This window comes from Paenibacillus wynnii, from assembly GCF_030812855.1.
In the GTDB taxonomy this organism is placed as follows: Bacteria; Bacillota; Bacilli; order Paenibacillales; family Paenibacillaceae; genus Paenibacillus_AQ; species Paenibacillus_AQ wynnii_A.
In genome coordinates, this window is record NZ_JAUSTK010000017.1 from 33,819 (window position 1) to 53,188 (window position 19,370).

Below are 19,370 nucleotides of genomic sequence, written 5' to 3' on the forward strand. Positions count from 1 at the left end.
TAACATATGAGCCCAAACATAGCTAAGAAACAGCGCTTCATAGGAAAAACAGCCATTATTACAGGTGCGGGCTCCGGGATCGGCCGAGCAACAGCCATCCAGATGGCTCGAGAAGGTGCCAACGTTGCTTTATTTGATCTGGTGAATGATCGCACCTTTGCCTTGGAGCAGAAGTTGAACAAGCTTCGCAAGGATTGTGCATTTGCCATTGATGTGGATACATCAGATGAGAAGCGGATGGAGGAAGCCGTTCGTAAAACGGTGGAGCATTTTGGAGGACTGGATATTGTTTTTGCTAATGCGGGAATAAATGGTGCGGTTGGTCCTATTGAGGAGTTAAGTCTCAGTGACTGGCAGCATACGATAAACGTCAATTTAACTGGAATGTTCTTGACCTTGAAGTATAGTATTCCTCATTTGAAAAGCAAAGGGAAAGGCAGCATTATTATCACCAGCTCCATTAACGGAAACACAAGGTTTGCCAGTTTCGGCTGGTCTCCTTACAGTACGACAAAGGCTGGACAAGTGGCGTTTGCCAAAATGGCCGCACTGGAATTAGCCAAATTTAAGATTCGAGTAAATGTGATCTGCCCGGGTGCCATTTCTACTAATATTGATGAGAGTACAGAGATGAGTGAAGACATGGGAGCAATCGTTATTCCGATTGAATTCCCGGATGGGGCTCAGCCGCTGGCAGAAGGTCCAGGTAAACCGGAGAATGTGGCAGAGCTGGTCTCTTTCCTTGCTTCTGATGAATCCATTCATATTACGGGAGCGCAAATCGTAATTGATGGAGCAGAGTCTTTATTAAGCTAAGGGAAAGAGCATAAGGGTATGGTTAAGCAAACATCTGTATTCAAAGATCGAGGTAGTTTGGATACAGATGTTTTTCCTTGACAATAAACGAACGATCATTTAATATAACAGCATAGTCACTTCAATTTCTTACAGCAAAAGTTTAATTCCTATGATGGTAACCAGGAGGTTTGAATATGTCACCAAAGCATGCTACCCTGCAAGGAAAAGTTAGAACGATTATTACAGGATCTACGGGTATGGTCGGGGAAGGGGTTCTTCATGAGTGTCTTCAACATCCCGAGGTTGAACAAGTATTGGTAATAAACAGAAAGCCTTGTGGAGTTACGCATCCCAAGTTGATTGAAATCCTGCACAATGATTTTTTCGATTTGTCAGCTATAGAGGAGCAGTTAAAAGGTTATAATGCCTGTTATTTTTGTCTAGGGGTATCTTCTGCCGGAATGAAAGAAGAAGCCTATAGACACTTAACTTACGATCTTACACTTCATATGGCAGAAATACTAGCTAGGAAAAATCCGGAAATGGTATTCTGTTATGTAACTGGAGAAGGTACAGACAGTACAGAAAAGGGACGAAGTATGTGGGCAAGAGTTAAGGGGAAGACGGAAAATGATTTACTGAAGCTGCCTTTCAAGAGAGCTTATATGTTCCGTCCAGGCTTCATTAAACCCATTAAGGGACTGACCCAAACCCATAACTATTATTATGCAATAAATTGGATGTACCCCTTATTAAGATCACTATTCCCCAAACATGTGACTACTTTACATGAAGTGGGGCTTGCAATGATTCACTCGGTAATCCAGGGTTACCCGCAAACTCATTTGGAAAACCAAGATATCGCTACACTGGCCAAAATCAAATAGGAACAATCCCCCTTTTATTATTGAAACTGTTTGCGGCACGCTACCGTTCTCTGCTGATTTTTTGCGTAGGGACAGTCTATATTATGCCAGCTCTAAAGAGGATGTTTCGACTCTGCAGAAGGAGTTAACGCTTCTTCAAAAGCACGGCTTTAAGGCGGATTATTGGACGGGTGAACAGGTTATACAACACACTGGGACTACTTGAATCGGCGTATACCCGAAAAGTTCGCTTATACGAGCAAACCGAATGGAAGGGACATAAACAAGAAAAGGATACCGTTATTTTTTACACCAAAAATCATCATTCGATTAAAGCCCATCATATCATTTTTGCGGGCGGGTACGCCAATCAGTCCATAAAGCCGGATAAGAATGCTGTTCTAACCAGTAGTTATAATATAGTTACAAAACCCGTTGCTGACTTTTCATCATGGCCGAATCGAATACTGATCTGGGAGACTGCCCGTCCTTATATTTATCTGCGAACCACTCCAGACCATCGAATTATTATCGGAGGGTTAGATGAGGCGACTACCATAGCAGAGGAACGGGATAAGCATCTTCACAGCAAAAAAGATCAACTTCTCATAGAGCTCAATCGGCGTTTTCCTAATATTCAGGTGGAGGCGGAATTTTATTTGGGTGCCTTTTACGGGGGGACTCATGATGGTTTGCCTATCCTCGGAATCTATGACGAATTTCCCCGCTGTACTTTCCTTAATGCATACGGTGATAATGGGCTCGTATATAGTATGGTGCTTGCGCGTATTTTACGGGATATGCTGACCGGGGTTCTTCGCCTAACTCTGAAATATATTTGCAATCGAGGTAATACATGAGGAACTGTAAGTTCAATATGGATGGAGAACACTGCCTTTTGGTGGTGTTTTTTCATTTAGAATTGATGAAAAAGGTAAACGAATTTATGAAACGGTTGTAAATAAGTAAACAAAATGATAATATGTCTATATAAACGAAGAGTGGGTGGTTGAATGTCAGAGGGGATCGAAGCAATCAGCATTTCGGAGAAGTTTTGGAATGCTTCCATAGAAGAATTAAAGACTGGTTTTATATATGAGGTTCGGGAACAGTCCGGCTATTTTGTATGTCTGGTGTGCGGAGAAGCTTTTGAAAAGGGAGTTATCTATAAGGAAGGAAGCATCTTCTATGACGCGGAGAAATCTGCTTCTGTTCATGTGGAACGTGTTCACGGCGGGATGTTCAAATGGCTGCTCGGATTGGATAAGAAGCTAACAGGGTTGACCGACCTGCAGAAAGGGCTCTTGAATGCTTTTCATCAGAGTCAAAATGACGGCGAAGTCGCAAAGGGGCTAGGAATCGGCAGTACTTCCACTGTTCGAAATCACCGGTTCTCTCTCCGTGAAAAGGCTAAGCAGGCGAAGCTATTTTTGGCTGTGATGGATCTTGTAGAAGAGAAACCTATGGTATCCTCCTCTTTTGTCACTATACCGCGCTCGGCCTCAATGGTTGATGAACGATTCGCCATCACTGAGGAAGAAAATGCTGAGATTATTAACGCGTACTTCAAACAAGGTCCAGAGGGTCCAATATTCGAATTTCCTAAGAAGCAAAAGCGGAAGGCAGCGATACTGCGCCAATTAATCAAGCGTTTTGAACCGGGCCGGGAATACAACGAGAAGGAGGTCAATCAGATTCTCAGCGAGGCCTTTTCGGATTATATAACTCTGCGCAGGTATCTGATCGATTACGGGTTGTTGGAACGCGAGGAAGATGGAAGCTATTATTGGGTGAAATTATAGAGTGCAGGATTATAGAAGACAGAATGATAAAGGAGAGAATAGGGAACATGGAGAAATCAAGACGTAAGGAACTTTCGTATAATTATGTACATTCCCACAGGGAGATGGGAGTCTACCGGCTTTTAAATACTCTGAATGGCAAATCTTTTGTAGGAAGCGCTATGAATTTGAATGGAGTCTGGAACAAGCATATATTCATGCTGGATATGGGCGGACATATGAATAAGGAGCTGCAGGAAGACTGGAAGAAGTATGGGAAGGATGCATTTCGGTATGAAGTCTTAGAGCTAATTAAGCCGCAGGAAGATTTTGTACTAGATGTATCTGATCTTGAGAAATATAAAAAAGTGCTGCCTGATCTGGAGGAAAAGTGGATGGAGAAGTTGTCCCCTTATGGTGAACAAGGTTATCATAAACTAAGGTAGTTCGAGCGGGAATAGAAAAAATGTTTAGGTGACTAGGGGCCTTCAAAGTCTGAAAAGACTGAGAGGATACCCTTTTTTGTTGTTCCTATACGAAGTTTCTTGATCTTTGCGAAGGTTTCGACCATGATTACAGGATGACTGAACTAAATTAACCGTTGATGGAGAGAAATAGATGGATAACCTTCCGATTATGCAAGTACTTCCTGAATTAATTCATATTCTGCGTTCCTCCCGGGCCGCAGTTCTAATAGCTGAACCCGGTGCCGGGAAAACAACTGCAACCCCGCCGGCATTTTTAAATGAACCTTGGTTAGAAGGTAAAACCATACTTATGCTTGAGCCAAGGAGACTGGCAGCTCGTTCGGCGGCCGTATTTATGTCGGCTGCTCTGGGTGAACGTGTAGGGCAAACCGTAGGTTACCGCATGCGTATGGATAGTAAAGTGAGCAAAAACACACGAATTATTGTGGTCACAGAAGGCGTTCTGACCCGTATGCTGCAAAGTGATCCTTCCTTGGGCGATGTGGGTCTGCTTATCTTTGATGAGTTTCATGAACGCAGTTTGCATGCTGATTTGGGGCTTGCTCTTGCACTTGAGGCCCAATCGGTACTTCGCGAAGATTTGCGGATTCTCATAATGTCCGCAACTCTGGATGGTGATAGAGTATCAGCCTTCCTGGGTGGTGTTCCGGTTGTGGATTGTCCGGGTAGAAGCTACCCCGTGGAGACGATTTATGCGCCTACATCAGGGAACCTGCCGCTGGAGAAACATGCTTCAGCTGCTGTCCGCCGAGCGTTAGCCGAGCAGTCAGGAGACATCCTGTTGTTCCTGCCTGGAGAGCGTGAAATACGCCGTACGCAGCGGGAGCTGGAGTTGAGCATACTTCCCGAGAGGACTGTGCTGCGCCCCTTGTACGGTCAACTTTCACAGGAACTGCAGGATTTAGCAGTAGCAGCAGCTATCCAAGGACAACGCAAAGTGGTACTTGCTACTTCCATAGCAGAGACAAGCTTAACCATTCAAGGTGTACGTACGGTAATAGATACAGGCTTACGCAGGACGCAGGTATTCTCACCACGAACCGGGATGCCGCGTCTGGAAACGGTGCCGGTATCGAAGGCATCGGCAGACCAGCGGCGAGGACGAGCGGGTCGGACAGCACCCGGTGTATGCTACAGGTTGTGGAGCCAGGAGGAGCACCATCGTCTTCCGGATGATAATATTCCGGAGATGATGGAGACCGACCTCGCACAGCTGGCATTAGAGCTGGCGGTCTGGGGGGTGCGCGACCCCGCCGCGCTGCAATGGTTGGACGCGCCGCCCGCGGCGCCCTTTGCGCAGGGCGCTGCGCTGCTGCGCCAGCTTGGCGCCTTGGATGCCCGCGGCGCCATCACCCCGCACGGCCGCAGCATGGCCGCGCTCGGGGCACACCCGCGCATCGCGCACATGCTGCTGCGTGCGCTAGAGCTTGGTGCAGCGCCGCTCGCCTGCCGGCTGGCGGCGCTGCTCGGCGAGCGGGACCCGTTCCGGGGTCCCGCCGCGCTGGACTGCGACCTCACGCTGCGCGTAGAGTCGCTGCTGCGCTTTGAGCACTCCGCCGCCGACGCGGGCGGAGTGGACCCTGCAGCTCTGCGCGTGATTCAGCGCGAGAGCCGCAATTATCTTCAGCAGCTGCTGTCCGTTGGGTCCGCAGCAGCAACTTATGCCTTGTCCTCCCCGGAGCACCTTTCGCTGCCTTCCCCGGAACGGCAATCGCCGTCTTCCCAGGATCGACACTCACCGTCTCCCCCAGATCGGCACACGCCGTCACAGGCGGATCGGCTCTCTATGTCCTCACCGGTTGATTTCTCGCTAACCGGGCTGCTCCTTTCCTTTGCCTACCCCGACAGAATAGGGCAGAAACGCGACGAGGGTGCTTTTGTTCTCTCCGGTGGTCGCGGAGCTGCGATGAGCAAAGGACAGCCGATGGAGCGTTCTCCCTATATTGTTGCCGCAGCGGTTGACGATAGAGTAGTACAAGGCAAAATCATACTTGCGGCAGCTATGGAGGAGACACAACTGTTGGAGTTTCACGCCGAGAACATTACGGAAGCAACAGAGGTCTACTGGGATTCGGAGAGCAGCAGTGTGAAAGCACGCAGCCGTACTATGTTTGGAAATCTTATTCTAAAAGAAACGAGCCACAATCGGCCCACGCCGGAAGAAACAGAAGAGGTTCTCTTGACGGTTATAGCTGAGAAAGGTCTAGATGTGCTTCCTTGGGAGAAAGGTGTTCTTCAGTTACGCCAACGGATGATGTTTATGCAGGCTTTTCGAAAAGATTGGCCGGAGATGTCTGATGAGGCGCTTATCGGATCACTTGATACGTGGTTGAAGCCCTATCTTCAGAGTATGAGAAGCATGCGGGATCTCAACCGTATCCCTCTAAACCGCGCGTTAGAGGGTATGTTGGACTGGAACCAGCGGCAAATTCTGGACAAGGAAGCTCCAACACATATTACAGTACCTAGCGGGTCAAGAGTTCCTGTAGATTACGAGAATCCGGAAGCACCAGTTCTGGCCGTACGACTTCAGGAAATGTTCGGGCAGGTGGATACCCCTATGTTGGGCGGCGGTCGTATCGCAGTTGTTCTTCATTTATTATCACCGGCTAGACGTCCTATGCAGGTCACCTCTGATTTAGCCAGCTTTTGGCGAAGTACTTATTTTGAGGTGAAAAAAGACCTGAAAGGGCGATATCCTAAGCATTATTGGCCTGATGATCCGCTGCAAGCTGCACCCACAAATCGAACTCGACCAAAGAAGTAACTGAAGGGTTTGAAATCCCTTAAATTTTATATAATTTCCTCCTGATGTTTTGTCCTGCGCTTAAGGGGTAATAATGTAGCGTACCACAATTACGAAGGAGGGCTTCAAGTGAACAAAAAAATCGTAGGAATCTTCGATTCAGAACATGAGGCAACCAGAGCAATTGAAGGACTACAAAATCAGGGCTTTACTAATCAAGAGATTTCAGTAATTACACGTGATCGGGATGAACTGAGAAATATTTCAGATGAGACCGGAACCATGGCGCCCGAGGGTGTAGCTACTGGTGCGGCGACAGGCGGAGTATTAGGTGGTGTTACCGGCTTGTTGGCAGGTATCGGCGCGTTGGCCATCCCAGGTATAGGACCTATTTTAGCAGCGGGGCCCATTGTGGCCACATTGACAGGAGCAGCCATTGGCGCAGGTGCCGGTGGACTGGTTGGCGGATTAATCGGACTGGGAATTCCGGAAGACGAAGCCAAAGAATATGAAAGGTACGTAGAGAGTGGCAAGATCCTTGTGCTGGTAGATGATAATGGCCGTGGAAATGATATATATGATGTATTCCGCAGTAACCGCTCGCTCAATGCCCATAGATATACAACTTCAATGGATAGAGGAGCAACAAATCCGGATGTCATCGCCGATGAGACAACAGTCGGAAATGCAATGGGTAACCGTGGTTCCATGAACGCTGATACGGATCAAGACCTATATAACCGTGATAAATACTAAAAAATAATCCTTTCATATATGAGTTTCGGCTCTTTCTCAAAATCAGTGCTAGGCTTTCCGTTTGCTTCACTGTACCGGGGACGATTTCGATCTAACTTCGCCTGATGCTCACCGGGTTTGGGGAATTACGCCTTACAGTAGCCGATTCGGGGTTGCGGACCAGTCCTTCGGCGAATTAGAGGGGAAAATTCCCGCTAATACCGACCGAAACGACTTTATTTTGAGATAAAAGGGAAAATATCCCTCTAATCTTAGCCATGCCGCCCAAACGAGGTAAATCCTCAAAATTAGCGGGCGAAATCCCTTCTAATTACCCAAACGGGGTGCCGGGCACAGAAATAGAGGGGGAAAATCCCTCTATTTGGATATAACGGCTTTCTGTCCTTCCCGTCACCTGTCAAGCACTGATTTTGGTGTTGAGCCTGAATTTCTTAAAAGAAAGTTAGCTTGGATCTAGCCTCTAACAGACCGTATCGCCGCTATTTGAGTATTCATCCGTAATTGATCAGTGGAACGGTGAGGAAGAAAGTGGACAATAGCGTCATTGGAGTCCGTTATTATCTAAATTTAACCTTTTTAAAGCAAATAAGTGCTTTGGTGTCCGTATGGTTTTGAGCCAAAAGAAAGACAACATTTCTGGTACCAACAGAGATGTTGTCTTTTCTTTTTGTACCGCGTTTAGCCATGGCCCGTTTTATTTCCAACCATAATCAGGAAAGAGTACAATCTTTCATCATATGAAAAATTCATAATAGAAAATCAAAATTACATACTCATTTACACTCACAAATATTCATCTGTATACTCTTCCAAGTAACAAATCAATCAGGAAAAATGGGTGCTACTCTATCAAAATTTCATATTGTGAAACTTGAAAAATAGTGAATTACTAGAGTATGATGAGGTTAAAGGTAGAAATATCCAAGGAGGTGCCATATGGCGTTTATGATTGCCCAGCGGGCTTTTATCAAGGTGTATCTTATTACAATGGTGGAAAAGCATCGTGGTTATGGTTATCAAATGCTTGAGGATTTACGACGCGATTTCAGAAGTCACGGCTACTCACCTCCACAAAGCGAAATTTACCGCGCACTGCATGAATTAGTACAACAGGGCATTTTATATCGGACGAAGCAGTTGAAAGGGAATGATCCCAAAGTCGATTTTCAAGAAATTGTCCTCTATCATTTCACACCAGACGGGGCCGAAAAGGCGAAGCTGTATAAGAAGCAGGTGAAGACTGACCTGGACCGATGTCTGGGGATGTTAAATAAGGCTGTCTCTGACAATTTTTAAATGCAACCCCAAATCCCGGAATGCCTTTCTAATGGTGTCTCGGGTTTCATTTTATCTTTTAATAGTTAATATGATATTTTCAGGTTCTTTGCGTACTGTTATAATGGATACAACTAACGGGAACTAGCATACATATGGGGGTATTGAAGATGGATGAACACATGAAACGCAGATTAGATAAGCAGAAAAAACTCTTTAGCCAGCTAGGTATTGGTCTTGATGCCCTGACGATTCATGAGAAGGAATTTTCCTTAAAGCTACGTGGTTATGATCCGGAGGAAGTAGATACATTTCTGGATAGTGTGATCAAAGATTATGAAAGATTTTATGCGACAATTGCTGATCTTATGGATAAATGGCAGGAGCAGCAGCTGGAGCTGCGGGATTTGAAAGCCGCTAAGAATATAGTACCTTCAGTCAAAGGCATTGATCCCAAAATTCTAGAAGAATCAATTCTGAAGCTGGAGATGAATGTGAAACAACTAAAGGAAAAGCTTCTGGAAACCGAAGAATTTAAATATTAATGAGTCCCGATTCTATAGTTCTAAAGCCCACTTGCTAACTCAAATACCAACATCTAGTATTAATGGTATGCGTTGTAGATTAGACAGTTATGGAGGTAGGACTTTGACGGACAACAAATGGAGCCTGAAAATTCGCGGGAAAATCGCACTCGGTTACTTTGTCATTTTATTCCTATTAGGTGTTTTCCTCCTCATGGTTTCTGGTAGAGTTGTGGATTTGGAACAAGAAACACGCTATCTAAGCGACCACGATATGCAGGTTCACGAGCTTACCTACCTCATTGAGAAAAATTTACTTGATATGGAGACAGGAATGAGAGGTTATGCCCTTACTGGTAATTTGGACTATCTCGCTCCATATAATGACGGGATCGTTAAATGGCGCCTTAATTATGCTAAGCTCTACAACTTAATTCAAGATAACCCTGTCCAGACTCAGAACTTGAGTAATATAAAAGCTACGATCGAAAAGTGGATTTCCCAAGGCGGACAACACGCTGTCGACCTTAAAAGAACGGGTCAAGAGGAAGCGTTAAGTACATACTTCAAGAACGGTACGGGTAAAGCCATATTTGATTTAATCCGTGACCAATCAGAATATTTTCGCAGCAATGAAAAGGCTTTGACTATGAATCGGATAGACGATCTTACGCAAAGCAATCAAAAACTCTTCATCACAATGTATGTCTTGTGGGGCTTGGTTGCTCTTGCAGCTACCGGGGCCTCTGTTCTTATCTCTAAGAGCATTGTCGGTACTCTCAGCCTTGTAACCAAGGCCATTAACAATATTGCCGTCGGTGGGAATATGAGAGAACGAATAGAAGTTAGGACTCGAGATGAAATTTATGATCTTGGAAAGGCTACCAATCTCCTTTTGGATACGATAGAAAGGGAGCAGTGGAGCAAGGATCAAATTAACTATATGTCTATCGCTTTGCAGGAAACCGCAGATATTTCTTCACTGTGCCGGATTTTTATGAATAAGCTAGCCTCGATACTTGAAATGCAGTACGGAGCTGTATTTGTTTTAACTAATGAGGAAGAACTGGAACATATTTATTCTTATGCAGGCAATGGGGATCGAGACAAGAGTGATCTATCCGCCCCAATAAAGCTTGGTGAAGGTCTGGTAGGACAGTGTGCTCTCGATAAACAAATTATTGTAGTTGAGGAGTTGCCAACGGACTATATCAGTATTAAGTCAGGTTTGGGACAAACTGCACCTAGGTATGCTGTGATCGCACCGGTTGTTTTTGAGAATGGTGTCGTTGCTGTTATAGAAATAGCTTCGCTTAACAAGTGGGCTTCCTACCATTATGAACTACTAAATCAGTTGATGAAAATGATGGCGGTTTCAATTAATTCTGTAATGACACGAATGGAAATTCAGAAGCTGTACGGGGAATCCCAAGTTATGAATGAAGAGCTCCAAGTGCAATCCGAAGAGCTTCAAGTACAATCTGAAGAACTTCAAAACCATACCAATGAACTGATTGTTCTTAACAGTGAGCTGGAATCTCAAAAATTTGTAGCTGAAAATGCGGCGATCGAACTGGAAAAATATAATGAGCAGCTGGAGCAGAGCTCCCGTTACAAATCCGAGTTTTTGGCAAATATGTCACATGAGCTTCGCACACCTTTGAATAGTATGCTTATTCTCTCACAACTTCTAACTGAGAATAGGAACGAAACATTGAGTGATGAAGAACAGGATTATGCTGCGATTATTCATTCTTCAGGGACTGATTTGCTAGGATTAATAAACGATATTTTGGACTTATCAAAGGTTGAAGCCGGTAAGATGCTCGTGGAAATGGATGCTGTGAACCTCACAGAGCTCCCATCCATGCTTTACGGTTATTTTGACAAGACAGCCCAGAAGAAGAATCTGCAATTCACTGTATCTATAGCCCGGAATGTACCGGATTTGTTCTATACAGATGAAATGCGTCTTCACCAAATTATGCGTAATCTACTTTCTAATGCTTTTAAGTTTACAGAAGAGGGTAGTGTGGAGTTGGCAGTTACGAAATTGAATTCCTTCTCAACGGCAAATTTCATCTCAGAAATGCCGCTTTTAGCTTTCGCTGTGAAAGACAGCGGTATCGGTATATCTGAAGAGAAGAGTGAACTGATCTTTGAAGCATTTCGCCAAGCAGACGGTTCAACTGTACGTAAGTTTGGCGGTACCGGCTTAGGACTTTCAATATCTCTGCAGCTGGCTAAATTGCTTGGTGGACATATCACCTTGGAGAGCATACCTAATGAAGGCAGTACATTTACGCTGTACCTTCCTTGTCGGGAGAACGAAAGCGAGTTGGAAACATCACTTTTGCTGCCGTACATGGAAGCTGCGTCAGCTGTTGAAATTCAAGGGATGCACATGGATTCCGATCTTAACACGGTTACAGAAGCTCACTATCAACAACTCAAAGGTAGAACAGTATTACTCGTTGATGATGATCAACGTAATATTTTCGCCTTGGAAAAAGGCTTGGAGCCGTACGACATGAACTTGTTGACCGCTCAGAGCGGTTATGAATGCCTACAGATTCTTAGGGAACATCCTCATATGGATATGGTTCTTTTGGATATCATGATGCCGAATTTGGACGGATACGATACTCTGTGTATTATACGTGAAGAACTCATGCTTGTGGAGCTCCCAATTATCGCGATTTCCGCTAAAACGATGAAGGAAGAACGAGAGAAATGTCTAGCTTCCGGTGCAACGGACTTCATGGGCAAGCCTGTAGTCATCAAAGAGGTGGTCACCCGTATGTGCAGATGGTTTGATATTCACTCCGAGTAACATTTAGTTTAGTAAACTTGACTTTTAAAAAAATACCATTGACGAGATTATGCTCTATGATTTATGATGATGTCATAAATGATCATTTATATGTTAGTGGCGTGTTACCGTAAAGGGCATGAGCCAAGGGACGATTCATTCAATTGAGTCTGCCTTGGCTCTTTTTTGTGTAAACTTATCTAATGACAATGAATGGAAAGGAGGGAGAACTTGGCGCGGGAAAGCGAGCAGTTTCAGGTGCAACGTGTTATCGGAAACAACGTTGTGATGGTTCAAGGCGGGAAGAACGGAAAAGAATATGTGATTATAGGCAAGGGCATTGGCTTTGCAGTTAAAGGTTCTGGTGTGATTGAAGGCAATGATCACCGGATAGAGAAACTGTTCCGTCTGGAAGACCGGGACGAATGGAGCCAGTATCAGATTCTGCTGGAGGACATTGATCCTAAGGTCATGAGAATAACAGATGAAATAATTACAGATATCGCCCGTGAGTTTCCCGGCAAGTTGAACGACAAAATATATTTGGCGCTCCCGAGCCATATCCAGTTTACCATTTTCCGTTTGCGCAGCGGTATGGACATTGTCAATCCCTTCCTGCAGGAAACCAAAATGACTTTCCCGAAGGAATTTGAGATCGCTTACAAGGCAGCAGGGAAAATCAGTTCAGAATTTCAGGTGGAAATTCCCGAAGACGAGGTTGGTTTTCTCACCTATCATGTATACTCGGCGGTCAGCAATGTACCCATAGGACAACTTGTGAAAGCGTCCAACATAGTGAGTGAACTGCTTGATATGATCCAGAAGGAACGCAACATCACTTTTGAACATGGCAGTATGAACCACGTTAGACTAATGATTCACCTAAGGTTCTCGATCGAACGAATCTTACAGGGATCACTAGTCGACAATCCTTTTGTAAAACATATTAAGAAAGAGTACAAAGAGGAATATAAGCTGGCCCAGAAGCTAGGGAAGGTTATGCAAACCACCTTGGGTGCAGATGTTCCGGAAGAAGAAATTTGCTTCCTTGCCATGCATTTGCGCCGCTTATTCCAGACCTTAGAGAAAAACAAATAGCAGCGGTTAGGAGTGACAACTATGTTTTCCAAATGGAAATCCAAAAAAGCAGAGAAACAGGCTGAGCAATATATCATCAAGATTATAGCTCCAGTGAGTGGGCAATCCGTGCCGCTATCAGAAGTTCCAGACGAAACTTTTGCAGGTGGACATATGGGCAAGGGAATAGCCATAGAACCTGTAGATGGGAAATTGATTGCGCCTTTTGATGGAACAGTAGCTCATATCGTCAAAACAAGTCATGCCGTTATTCTTGAGCATTCAACGGGTCTACAACTACTCCTTCACATCGGTATCGATACCGTAAGCTTAAAAGGAAGCGCTTTTACCAGCCATATTGCCACTGGAGACATTGTCAAAGCAGGGCAAATACTGATTGAATTTGATCTGGAAGCCATTCGTGCAGCGGGCCTGCGTACCATTACACCTGTAATTGTAACCAGCAGTGAGGAATTCACCTTTGAGGTGGAAGAACATTATGGTCAGGTAACTTCTAGCAAGGACAATATTCTTACCATCGGTTTCAAAGCAACAACCCTATAGAGCTTCACAATTATAAATTGAAGGGATGATTTATTATGTTGGCTTTTCTGCAAAAACTAGGCAAGTCACTTATGCTTCCGGTCGCAACATTACCGGCAGCAGCGATTATGCAAGGCTTCGCACTAATTAACTATGAGAAAGATTTCCACATGGGTGCGGCGGGTAGATTCTTAAATACTTATGTCTCTCCCTTTCTGAATGCGGGTGCAGGTGCAATATTTGCTAACCTGGCATTAATCTTCGCGATTGGGGTAGCCATCGGCTTTGCTGGCGACGCGGTTGCGGCACTTTCAGCATTGATTGCATATCAGATTCTTGATAATGTTCTTAAGGTCATTCCAGCTCAAATGCCGTTCATTGGCGATGACGTTAAGCTGAATATGGGTGTGCTCGGGGGTATTTTTGCCGGTGCATGGGCCGCATTCCTCTACAAGAAATATCACAATATTAAAATGCCGGATTGGCTCGGATTCTTCGCAGGCAAACGTTTTGTGCCTATCATTACAGCAGTAACAACAATGGTGCTTGCGGTATTGGTCGGTATGATCTGGAGCCCTGTACAAGATGTTATCAGTGACTTCGGTAACTGGGTTGTAAGTCTCGGAGCTATTGGAGCATTTATCTTCGGTACTGCTAACCGTCTCTTGATTCCTTTCGGTCTTCACCATGTTATCAATGCGATTGCTTGGTTCCAAATCGGTGATTTCACTAATGCAGCTGGAGAAGTAGTTCATGGAGATCTGTGGCGTTTCTTCGGAGGAGATAAATCTGCGGGAATGTTCATGACAGGCTTCTTCCCGATAATGATGTTCGCTTTACCGGGTGCGGCACTTGCATTTATCCATACGGCTAGACCTGAGAAAAAGAAAATGGTAGCGTCCATCTTTATCGGTTCTGCAATCGCTTCCTTCTTAACGGGTATTACAGAGCCGTTAGAATTCTCTTTCATGTTCCTTGCACCAGTGCTTTATTTAATACATGCTCTATTGACCGGTTTTGCTGGACTTCTTATGTATGTTCTTGATGCTAAGCTCGGATTCACATTCTCCGCAGGATTAATAGATTACCTTCTTAATATGAAGCTTTCGACTAATGCATGGATTCTGCTCCCTGTGGGTCTTGGATTCTTTGTTCTCTACTATGTTCTGTTCCGCTTTATCATCGTGAAATTCAACTTGAAAACTCCGGGTCGAGAAGATGATGAGGACGATGTAGTTGAAACTGTGAATGCAGGCGGAGTTAAAATCTCAGATGCATCTAAAGCTGCTAAAATTCTAGAAAACATCGGTGGTGCAGGGAATATTCGCAATATCGATGCTTGTATCACTCGTCTGCGTCTGATCGTTAATGATGAGAAGGCAGTGAAAGATTCTGCTCTTAAACAACTGGGTGCATCGGGTGTTATGAGATTGGGTCAAGGTGCAGTACAAATTGTATTTGGCCCTAAATCCGAGCAAATCAAAGATGATATCCAAAAACTAATGAAATAAATCAGTTCAATCTGCCCGTGATTTTGGAATGTCCGTTATGGACCGAAATCACGGGTTTTTTGGATTAGGCAACAGGGCTATAACATAGTAGTCAAGATAACTAAGAGTTGAAATTTTTCATGAAAAGGGCTGCATTTTTTCGTCTTCTGAGTTACATTATCATGAGTGACTTTAAAGATGTCTGAAAGGAACCCTATTCCAATGAACCGTAAACCCTCACCTATTCCTATTCCCATGCTTATGATAATTGGGATTATTGCTATCTCTTTTTCCTCTATCTTCATTAAATGGTCATCTGCTCCCGCATCCATACAAGGGATGTACCGATTATTGTTCACCTCATTGCTTATGCTGCCTTTTGCCCGTCCATACAGTGGAGCATTATTTAGTTTGCGTAAAAAGGATTGGATCATGCTTGTAGCTTCAGGTATTATGCTGGCCTTGCATTTTTTGCTGTGGATGGGCTCCTTGAAATTCACTTCTGTAGCCAGTTCTACCATGATTATGGCTTTGGAACCGGTCTTTATTATGCTGGGTGCTTATTTCCTGTTCAAAGAAAAGACAGCTCTTTCGGCTCTCTTAGGGATGGGAATTGCCATTGCAGGGGTAATATTTATCGGCTGGGGAGATATAGGTATTTCTGCGAATAACCTAAAAGGTGATATATTATCTATTGGGGGAACGGCCGCCGTTGCGGTCCATATGCTGATTGGTCAAAAGGTTGTTGTTCGCATGCCTTCATATCTGTACAGTCTGATCGTCTTTATTTCAGCTTCATTAGTATTCGCGATTTACAATTTGGCGATGGGCATCCCCTTCTTTGACTATCCGCCTCGTGAGTGGGGGATCTTTATACTGCTGGCTGTGGTCCCGACTGTATTTGGTCATATATTATTTAACTGGCTGCTGCAATTTGTCTCGGCTACTACGGTTTCCATGAATATTCTGGGAGAGCCTGTTGGTGCAAGTATTCTTGCTTACTTACTTCTGGGTGAACAATTAACAGGTCTTCAATGGACAGGCAGTATGCTGGTAATGTGCGGTTTGGCTGCTTATTTATATGCAGGACGCAAAAAAGGTAAAGATATCGCTCCTGTGCTCGACAATGCTTCATAAGATAATTTTAGAAAAAGGGGTTACAACCATGAAAGAACATAGTCAAGAAAATGAACCAGACTTCAGGAAAGAAGCTGGCCCCAGCAGTGAAGAACTCTGGAATGAAGATACATACAGCGCTTGGACTAGCCGTTTCGGGACTCCTGCCGAAGCAGCAGTTAAGCTGCGTAAAGATCCGGCCAATAAACTATTTCCGATCTCTTCTTATTTTGGAGAAGTATCAGGAAAAAGAATCATGAATCTGATGGGTTCAAACGGTATGAAAGCTGTTGCGCTTGGTTTGTTGGGGGCAGAAGTTACTGTTGCGGATTTCTCGGAGGCCAATGCCCGTTATGCTGCGGATTTGGCTAAAGAGGCTGGAATCCCTTTAACATACATCGTATCAGATGTGTTGAAGTTACCGGAAGTAACTCTAAATGCGTCATATGATATTGTCTTTGCTGAACAGGGGATCGTTCATTATTTTACCGATCTTAGTCAGTTTATGAATACAGCCTATCGTTTACTCGCTCCTGGAGGCATCTTTGTACTACGGGATTTCCACCCGGTAACCACTAAGCTTATTTCATCCAAGGGCTCTACGGCTAAAGTCCGCAAGCATAAAGTCACCGGAGACTACTTCGATACCGGCCTAGAAGAAAAGAAAGTATCCTATTCTAAATACTTGCCTCCATCCGGTACAATGGGAGATGGTGAGCAGCAAAGTGTCGTGTATTGGCGGCGGTGGACATTAGGCGAAATCGTTACGGCAGCAGCCGGCAGCGGTCTTATTATAAGCAAGCTTGTAGAGGAACCTAATCTATCCTCCGATGTATATGACAAAGGTATCCCTAAGACATTTACCTTAGTAGCAGGGAAAAGCTTATCAAACAAATAGAGAAAAAAGGATAACCCGGTATGTCTAAAAGTCGCTTGAAGTGACTGTGGACGTACCGGGTTTTTTAATTTAATCATGTTTGTTTTATTATCTCTCGGATTAGATCATCTTCACAAAAGCCTGTTGAAGAGGAGAGAGGGCATAGTCCTTCCGCCACGCCAGCATAAACCCGCCGAACTCCGTCTGAATCCCCGGCAAGTTAGAATAACGTAATCGCCCTGAGGATAACTCTGCTTCAATACCTTTTTTCGAAAAAATCCCTACCGCATCCCCCTCACTAATTATGGCTTTGAGCGTTTCCGGGGCATTGAGCTCCGTCCGGTTCCATAATCGTACCTGATTCAGCTGAGCCCATTTGTCCGCAATCGTACGAAGTGTTGAACCTTCAATATGCTGTACCCAAGGAGCACTTGCCACTTGTTCAACTGTGAGATCATGGTTTCCATCAAAAGGGTGCCCGGGAGCATATATCAGTACAGCATCCTCGTCATCTAACAGCTGATAGTTAAAGGATTTATCGCTAGTGTCCACACTATGGAGCAAGGCAAAATGTATTTCCTGAAGACGTAAACGTTCTCGAAGCAGTGCATCCGGCTGAATGGTTAAAGACAACTTCGATCCGGGATACATTTTCATGAATGATGAGATTGCTTTTGGCAGAAGATAAGTTCCAGGAATATAACCGGCCTCAATTTCCAATTCTCCATCGAAAGGCGAGGTGAATTGTTTTATACTTCGTTCGGCCTCCGCAGTCAGATATACAATTTTGACGGCATATTGGTAAAGTGTTCTTCCGGCTTCCGTTAACAATACCCGGCCGCTTCTATATTGGAATAAGGGAGTACCAAGCTCACTTTCCAAGCTTTTCATATGAAAGGTTACTGTGGGTTGTTTCAACCCCAATTCCGAAGCGACATCCGTAACTTTCTTATACTTTTCGATAAGAACAAGGACATGCAATTTCATGTAATTCATGGTCATACCTCCATAAGATCAACGTAATACTAACTTATTGTCTTCTGAGTATAGATTATATCTATAACAATATACAATTTATATTAGATTATTTATCTTTCGTTTTACATAACTATGACTTTTATCTGACGAACGAGCTCTAGAATAAGAAGAGTCAGAAGCGACACAAAACTTTAAAGGGGAGACAAAAAACAATGCAATTTAGAAAATCATGGATTATGACTTTGGCTTTAACTAGTGTAGTCGCACTTGCGGCATGTGGAAATAATGCAACGACCAATAACGGTGGTAACAACGCAGCAGCTACAAATGCACCAACAGAAGCAAGCAGCGGTGCAGATCTGAGTGGTTCCGTTCTAGCTTCCGGTTCAACAGCCTTGCAACCGCTGGTAGAACAGGTAGCAGAGAAGTTCATGGAAACTAATACAGGTGTGGATATTCAAGTACAAGGCGGAGGCAGCGGAACAGGGTTAACACAGGTTGCTGAGAAGCAAGTGGATATTGGTAACTCTGATGTATTCGCAGAAGAAAAATTGAAAGATGCTGATGCTGAGAAAGCCGCAGCTCTTGTAGATCATCAGGTAGCTGTTGTAGGGATTGCTACAGTAACTCACCCAGATGCTGGTGTAGACGGATTGACGAAGCAGCAGTTGGTTGATATTTTCACAGGTAAAGTAACGAACTGGAAGGAAGTTGGCGGTGCAGATCAAAAGATCCAAATCATTAACCGTCCAGGCAGCTCCGGAACACGTGCTACTTATGAAAGTTTTGCCCTGGGAATGAAAACTGAAGATCTTCAAGGCTCCATTCAAGAAGATTCATCCGGTACCGTTAAGAAAATGATTGGAGAAACTCCGGGTGCAATTGGTTACTTGGGTCTGTCTTATCTTGATGATTCAGTAAAAGCTATCAGTTATGAAGGTGTTGAACCTTCAGTAGATAATGTTATATCTGGTAAATATCCGGTTTGGGCTTACGAACACATGTATACAAATGGTGAGCCTACTGAAGCCGTAAAAGCTTTCCTTGATTACTTCCTGACAGACGAAGTACAAACTGGCGATGTTGTAGAACTAGGTTACATTCCAGCTTCGAAAATGCAGGTCTCACGGGATCTTGAAGGAAACGTAACAACCAAGTAAATACAACTTCCAAGCTAAAATTCATCAGAACTTCATGTGATTAGAGGCGGAATCTTCTGCCTCTCTTTTCACTTTAGAAAGAG

17 protein-coding genes are annotated in these 19,370 nt (G+C 44.3%); 16 read left to right on the forward strand and 1 reads right to left on the reverse strand.

The window, feature by feature from the left end:
• Positions 1-6: 6 nt before the first annotated feature.
• The 15 genes from J2T20_RS16250 (at position 7) to J2T20_RS16320 (ending at position 17,170) form a co-directional block, all read left to right on the forward strand.
• Complete coding sequence (locus J2T20_RS16250) at positions 7-816, forward strand: SDR family oxidoreductase (protein ID WP_307590067.1); 810 nt, start codon at positions 7-9, stop codon at positions 814-816.
• Between the two features lie 176 nt (positions 817-992).
• On the forward strand, positions 993-1,685 hold the full coding sequence (locus J2T20_RS16255; protein ID WP_307590069.1) for an NAD-dependent epimerase/dehydratase family protein: 693 nt from the start codon (positions 993-995) through the stop codon (positions 1,683-1,685).
• 170 nt (positions 1,686-1,855) lie between these two features.
• Positions 1,856-2,524, forward strand: coding sequence for an NAD(P)/FAD-dependent oxidoreductase (locus J2T20_RS16260; RefSeq protein WP_307590071.1), 669 nt, complete (start codon positions 1,856-1,858; stop codon positions 2,522-2,524).
• Positions 2,525-2,677: 153 nt separating this feature from the next.
• Complete coding sequence (locus tag J2T20_RS16265) at positions 2,678-3,466, forward strand: DUF2087 domain-containing protein (RefSeq protein ID WP_307590073.1); 789 nt, start codon at positions 2,678-2,680, stop codon at positions 3,464-3,466.
• 47 nt (positions 3,467-3,513) lie between these two features.
• A complete protein-coding gene (locus J2T20_RS16270; RefSeq protein ID WP_307590075.1) occupies positions 3,514-3,891 on the forward strand; it encodes a GIY-YIG nuclease family protein in 378 nt (125 codons plus the stop codon).
• A 172-nt stretch (positions 3,892-4,063) separates the two neighbouring features.
• Entirely contained in the window at positions 4,064-6,700 is a 2,637-nt protein-coding gene (hrpB, locus tag J2T20_RS16275) for an ATP-dependent helicase HrpB (RefSeq protein ID WP_307590076.1), read from the forward strand.
• Positions 6,701-6,808: 108 nt separating this feature from the next.
• Positions 6,809-7,435, forward strand: coding sequence for a general stress protein (locus tag J2T20_RS16280; RefSeq protein WP_307590078.1), 627 nt, complete (start codon positions 6,809-6,811; stop codon positions 7,433-7,435).
• Between the two features lie 936 nt (positions 7,436-8,371).
• A complete protein-coding gene (locus J2T20_RS16285) occupies positions 8,372-8,731 on the forward strand; it encodes a helix-turn-helix transcriptional regulator (RefSeq protein WP_307590080.1) in 360 nt (119 codons plus the stop codon).
• Positions 8,732-8,880: 149 nt separating this feature from the next.
• On the forward strand, positions 8,881-9,255 hold the full coding sequence (locus tag J2T20_RS16290) for a DivIVA domain-containing protein (RefSeq protein ID WP_307590082.1): 375 nt from the start codon (positions 8,881-8,883) through the stop codon (positions 9,253-9,255).
• 103 nt (positions 9,256-9,358) lie between these two features.
• Positions 9,359-12,067: a CHASE3 domain-containing protein gene (locus J2T20_RS16295; protein WP_307590084.1), complete on the forward strand. Its 2,709-nt coding sequence runs from the start codon at positions 9,359-9,361 to the stop codon at positions 12,065-12,067.
• Between the two features lie 210 nt (positions 12,068-12,277).
• A complete protein-coding gene (locus J2T20_RS16300) occupies positions 12,278-13,144 on the forward strand; it encodes a PRD domain-containing protein (RefSeq protein ID WP_307590086.1) in 867 nt (288 codons plus the stop codon).
• A 21-nt stretch (positions 13,145-13,165) separates the two neighbouring features.
• Positions 13,166-13,687, forward strand: a complete 522-nt coding sequence (locus J2T20_RS16305; protein WP_307590088.1) for a PTS sugar transporter subunit IIA — start codon at positions 13,166-13,168, stop codon at positions 13,685-13,687.
• Between the two features lie 35 nt (positions 13,688-13,722).
• Entirely contained in the window at positions 13,723-15,177 is a 1,455-nt protein-coding gene (gene nagE, locus J2T20_RS16310) for an N-acetylglucosamine-specific PTS transporter subunit IIBC (protein ID WP_307590090.1), read from the forward strand.
• Between the two features lie 201 nt (positions 15,178-15,378).
• Positions 15,379-16,293: a DMT family transporter gene (locus J2T20_RS16315; protein ID WP_307590093.1), complete on the forward strand. Its 915-nt coding sequence runs from the start codon at positions 15,379-15,381 to the stop codon at positions 16,291-16,293.
• Positions 16,294-16,321: 28 nt separating this feature from the next.
• The gene (locus tag J2T20_RS16320) at positions 16,322-17,170 is read left to right on the forward strand and encodes a class I SAM-dependent methyltransferase (RefSeq protein ID WP_307590095.1); all 849 of its coding nucleotides are present in this window, start codon (positions 16,322-16,324) and stop codon (positions 17,168-17,170) included.
• Positions 17,171-17,269: 99 nt separating this feature from the next.
• On the opposite strand, the gene J2T20_RS16325 is transcribed toward J2T20_RS16320, so the two are convergent.
• Positions 17,270-18,145, reverse strand: coding sequence for a LysR family transcriptional regulator (locus tag J2T20_RS16325; protein WP_307590097.1), 876 nt, complete (start codon positions 18,143-18,145; stop codon positions 17,270-17,272).
• Between the two features lie 194 nt (positions 18,146-18,339).
• Here J2T20_RS16325 and J2T20_RS16330 point away from each other — a divergent pair, with 194 nt between their 5' ends.
• On the forward strand, positions 18,340-19,287 hold the full coding sequence (locus J2T20_RS16330; protein WP_307590099.1) for a phosphate ABC transporter substrate-binding protein: 948 nt from the start codon (positions 18,340-18,342) through the stop codon (positions 19,285-19,287).
• Positions 19,288-19,370 lie beyond the last annotated feature (83 nt).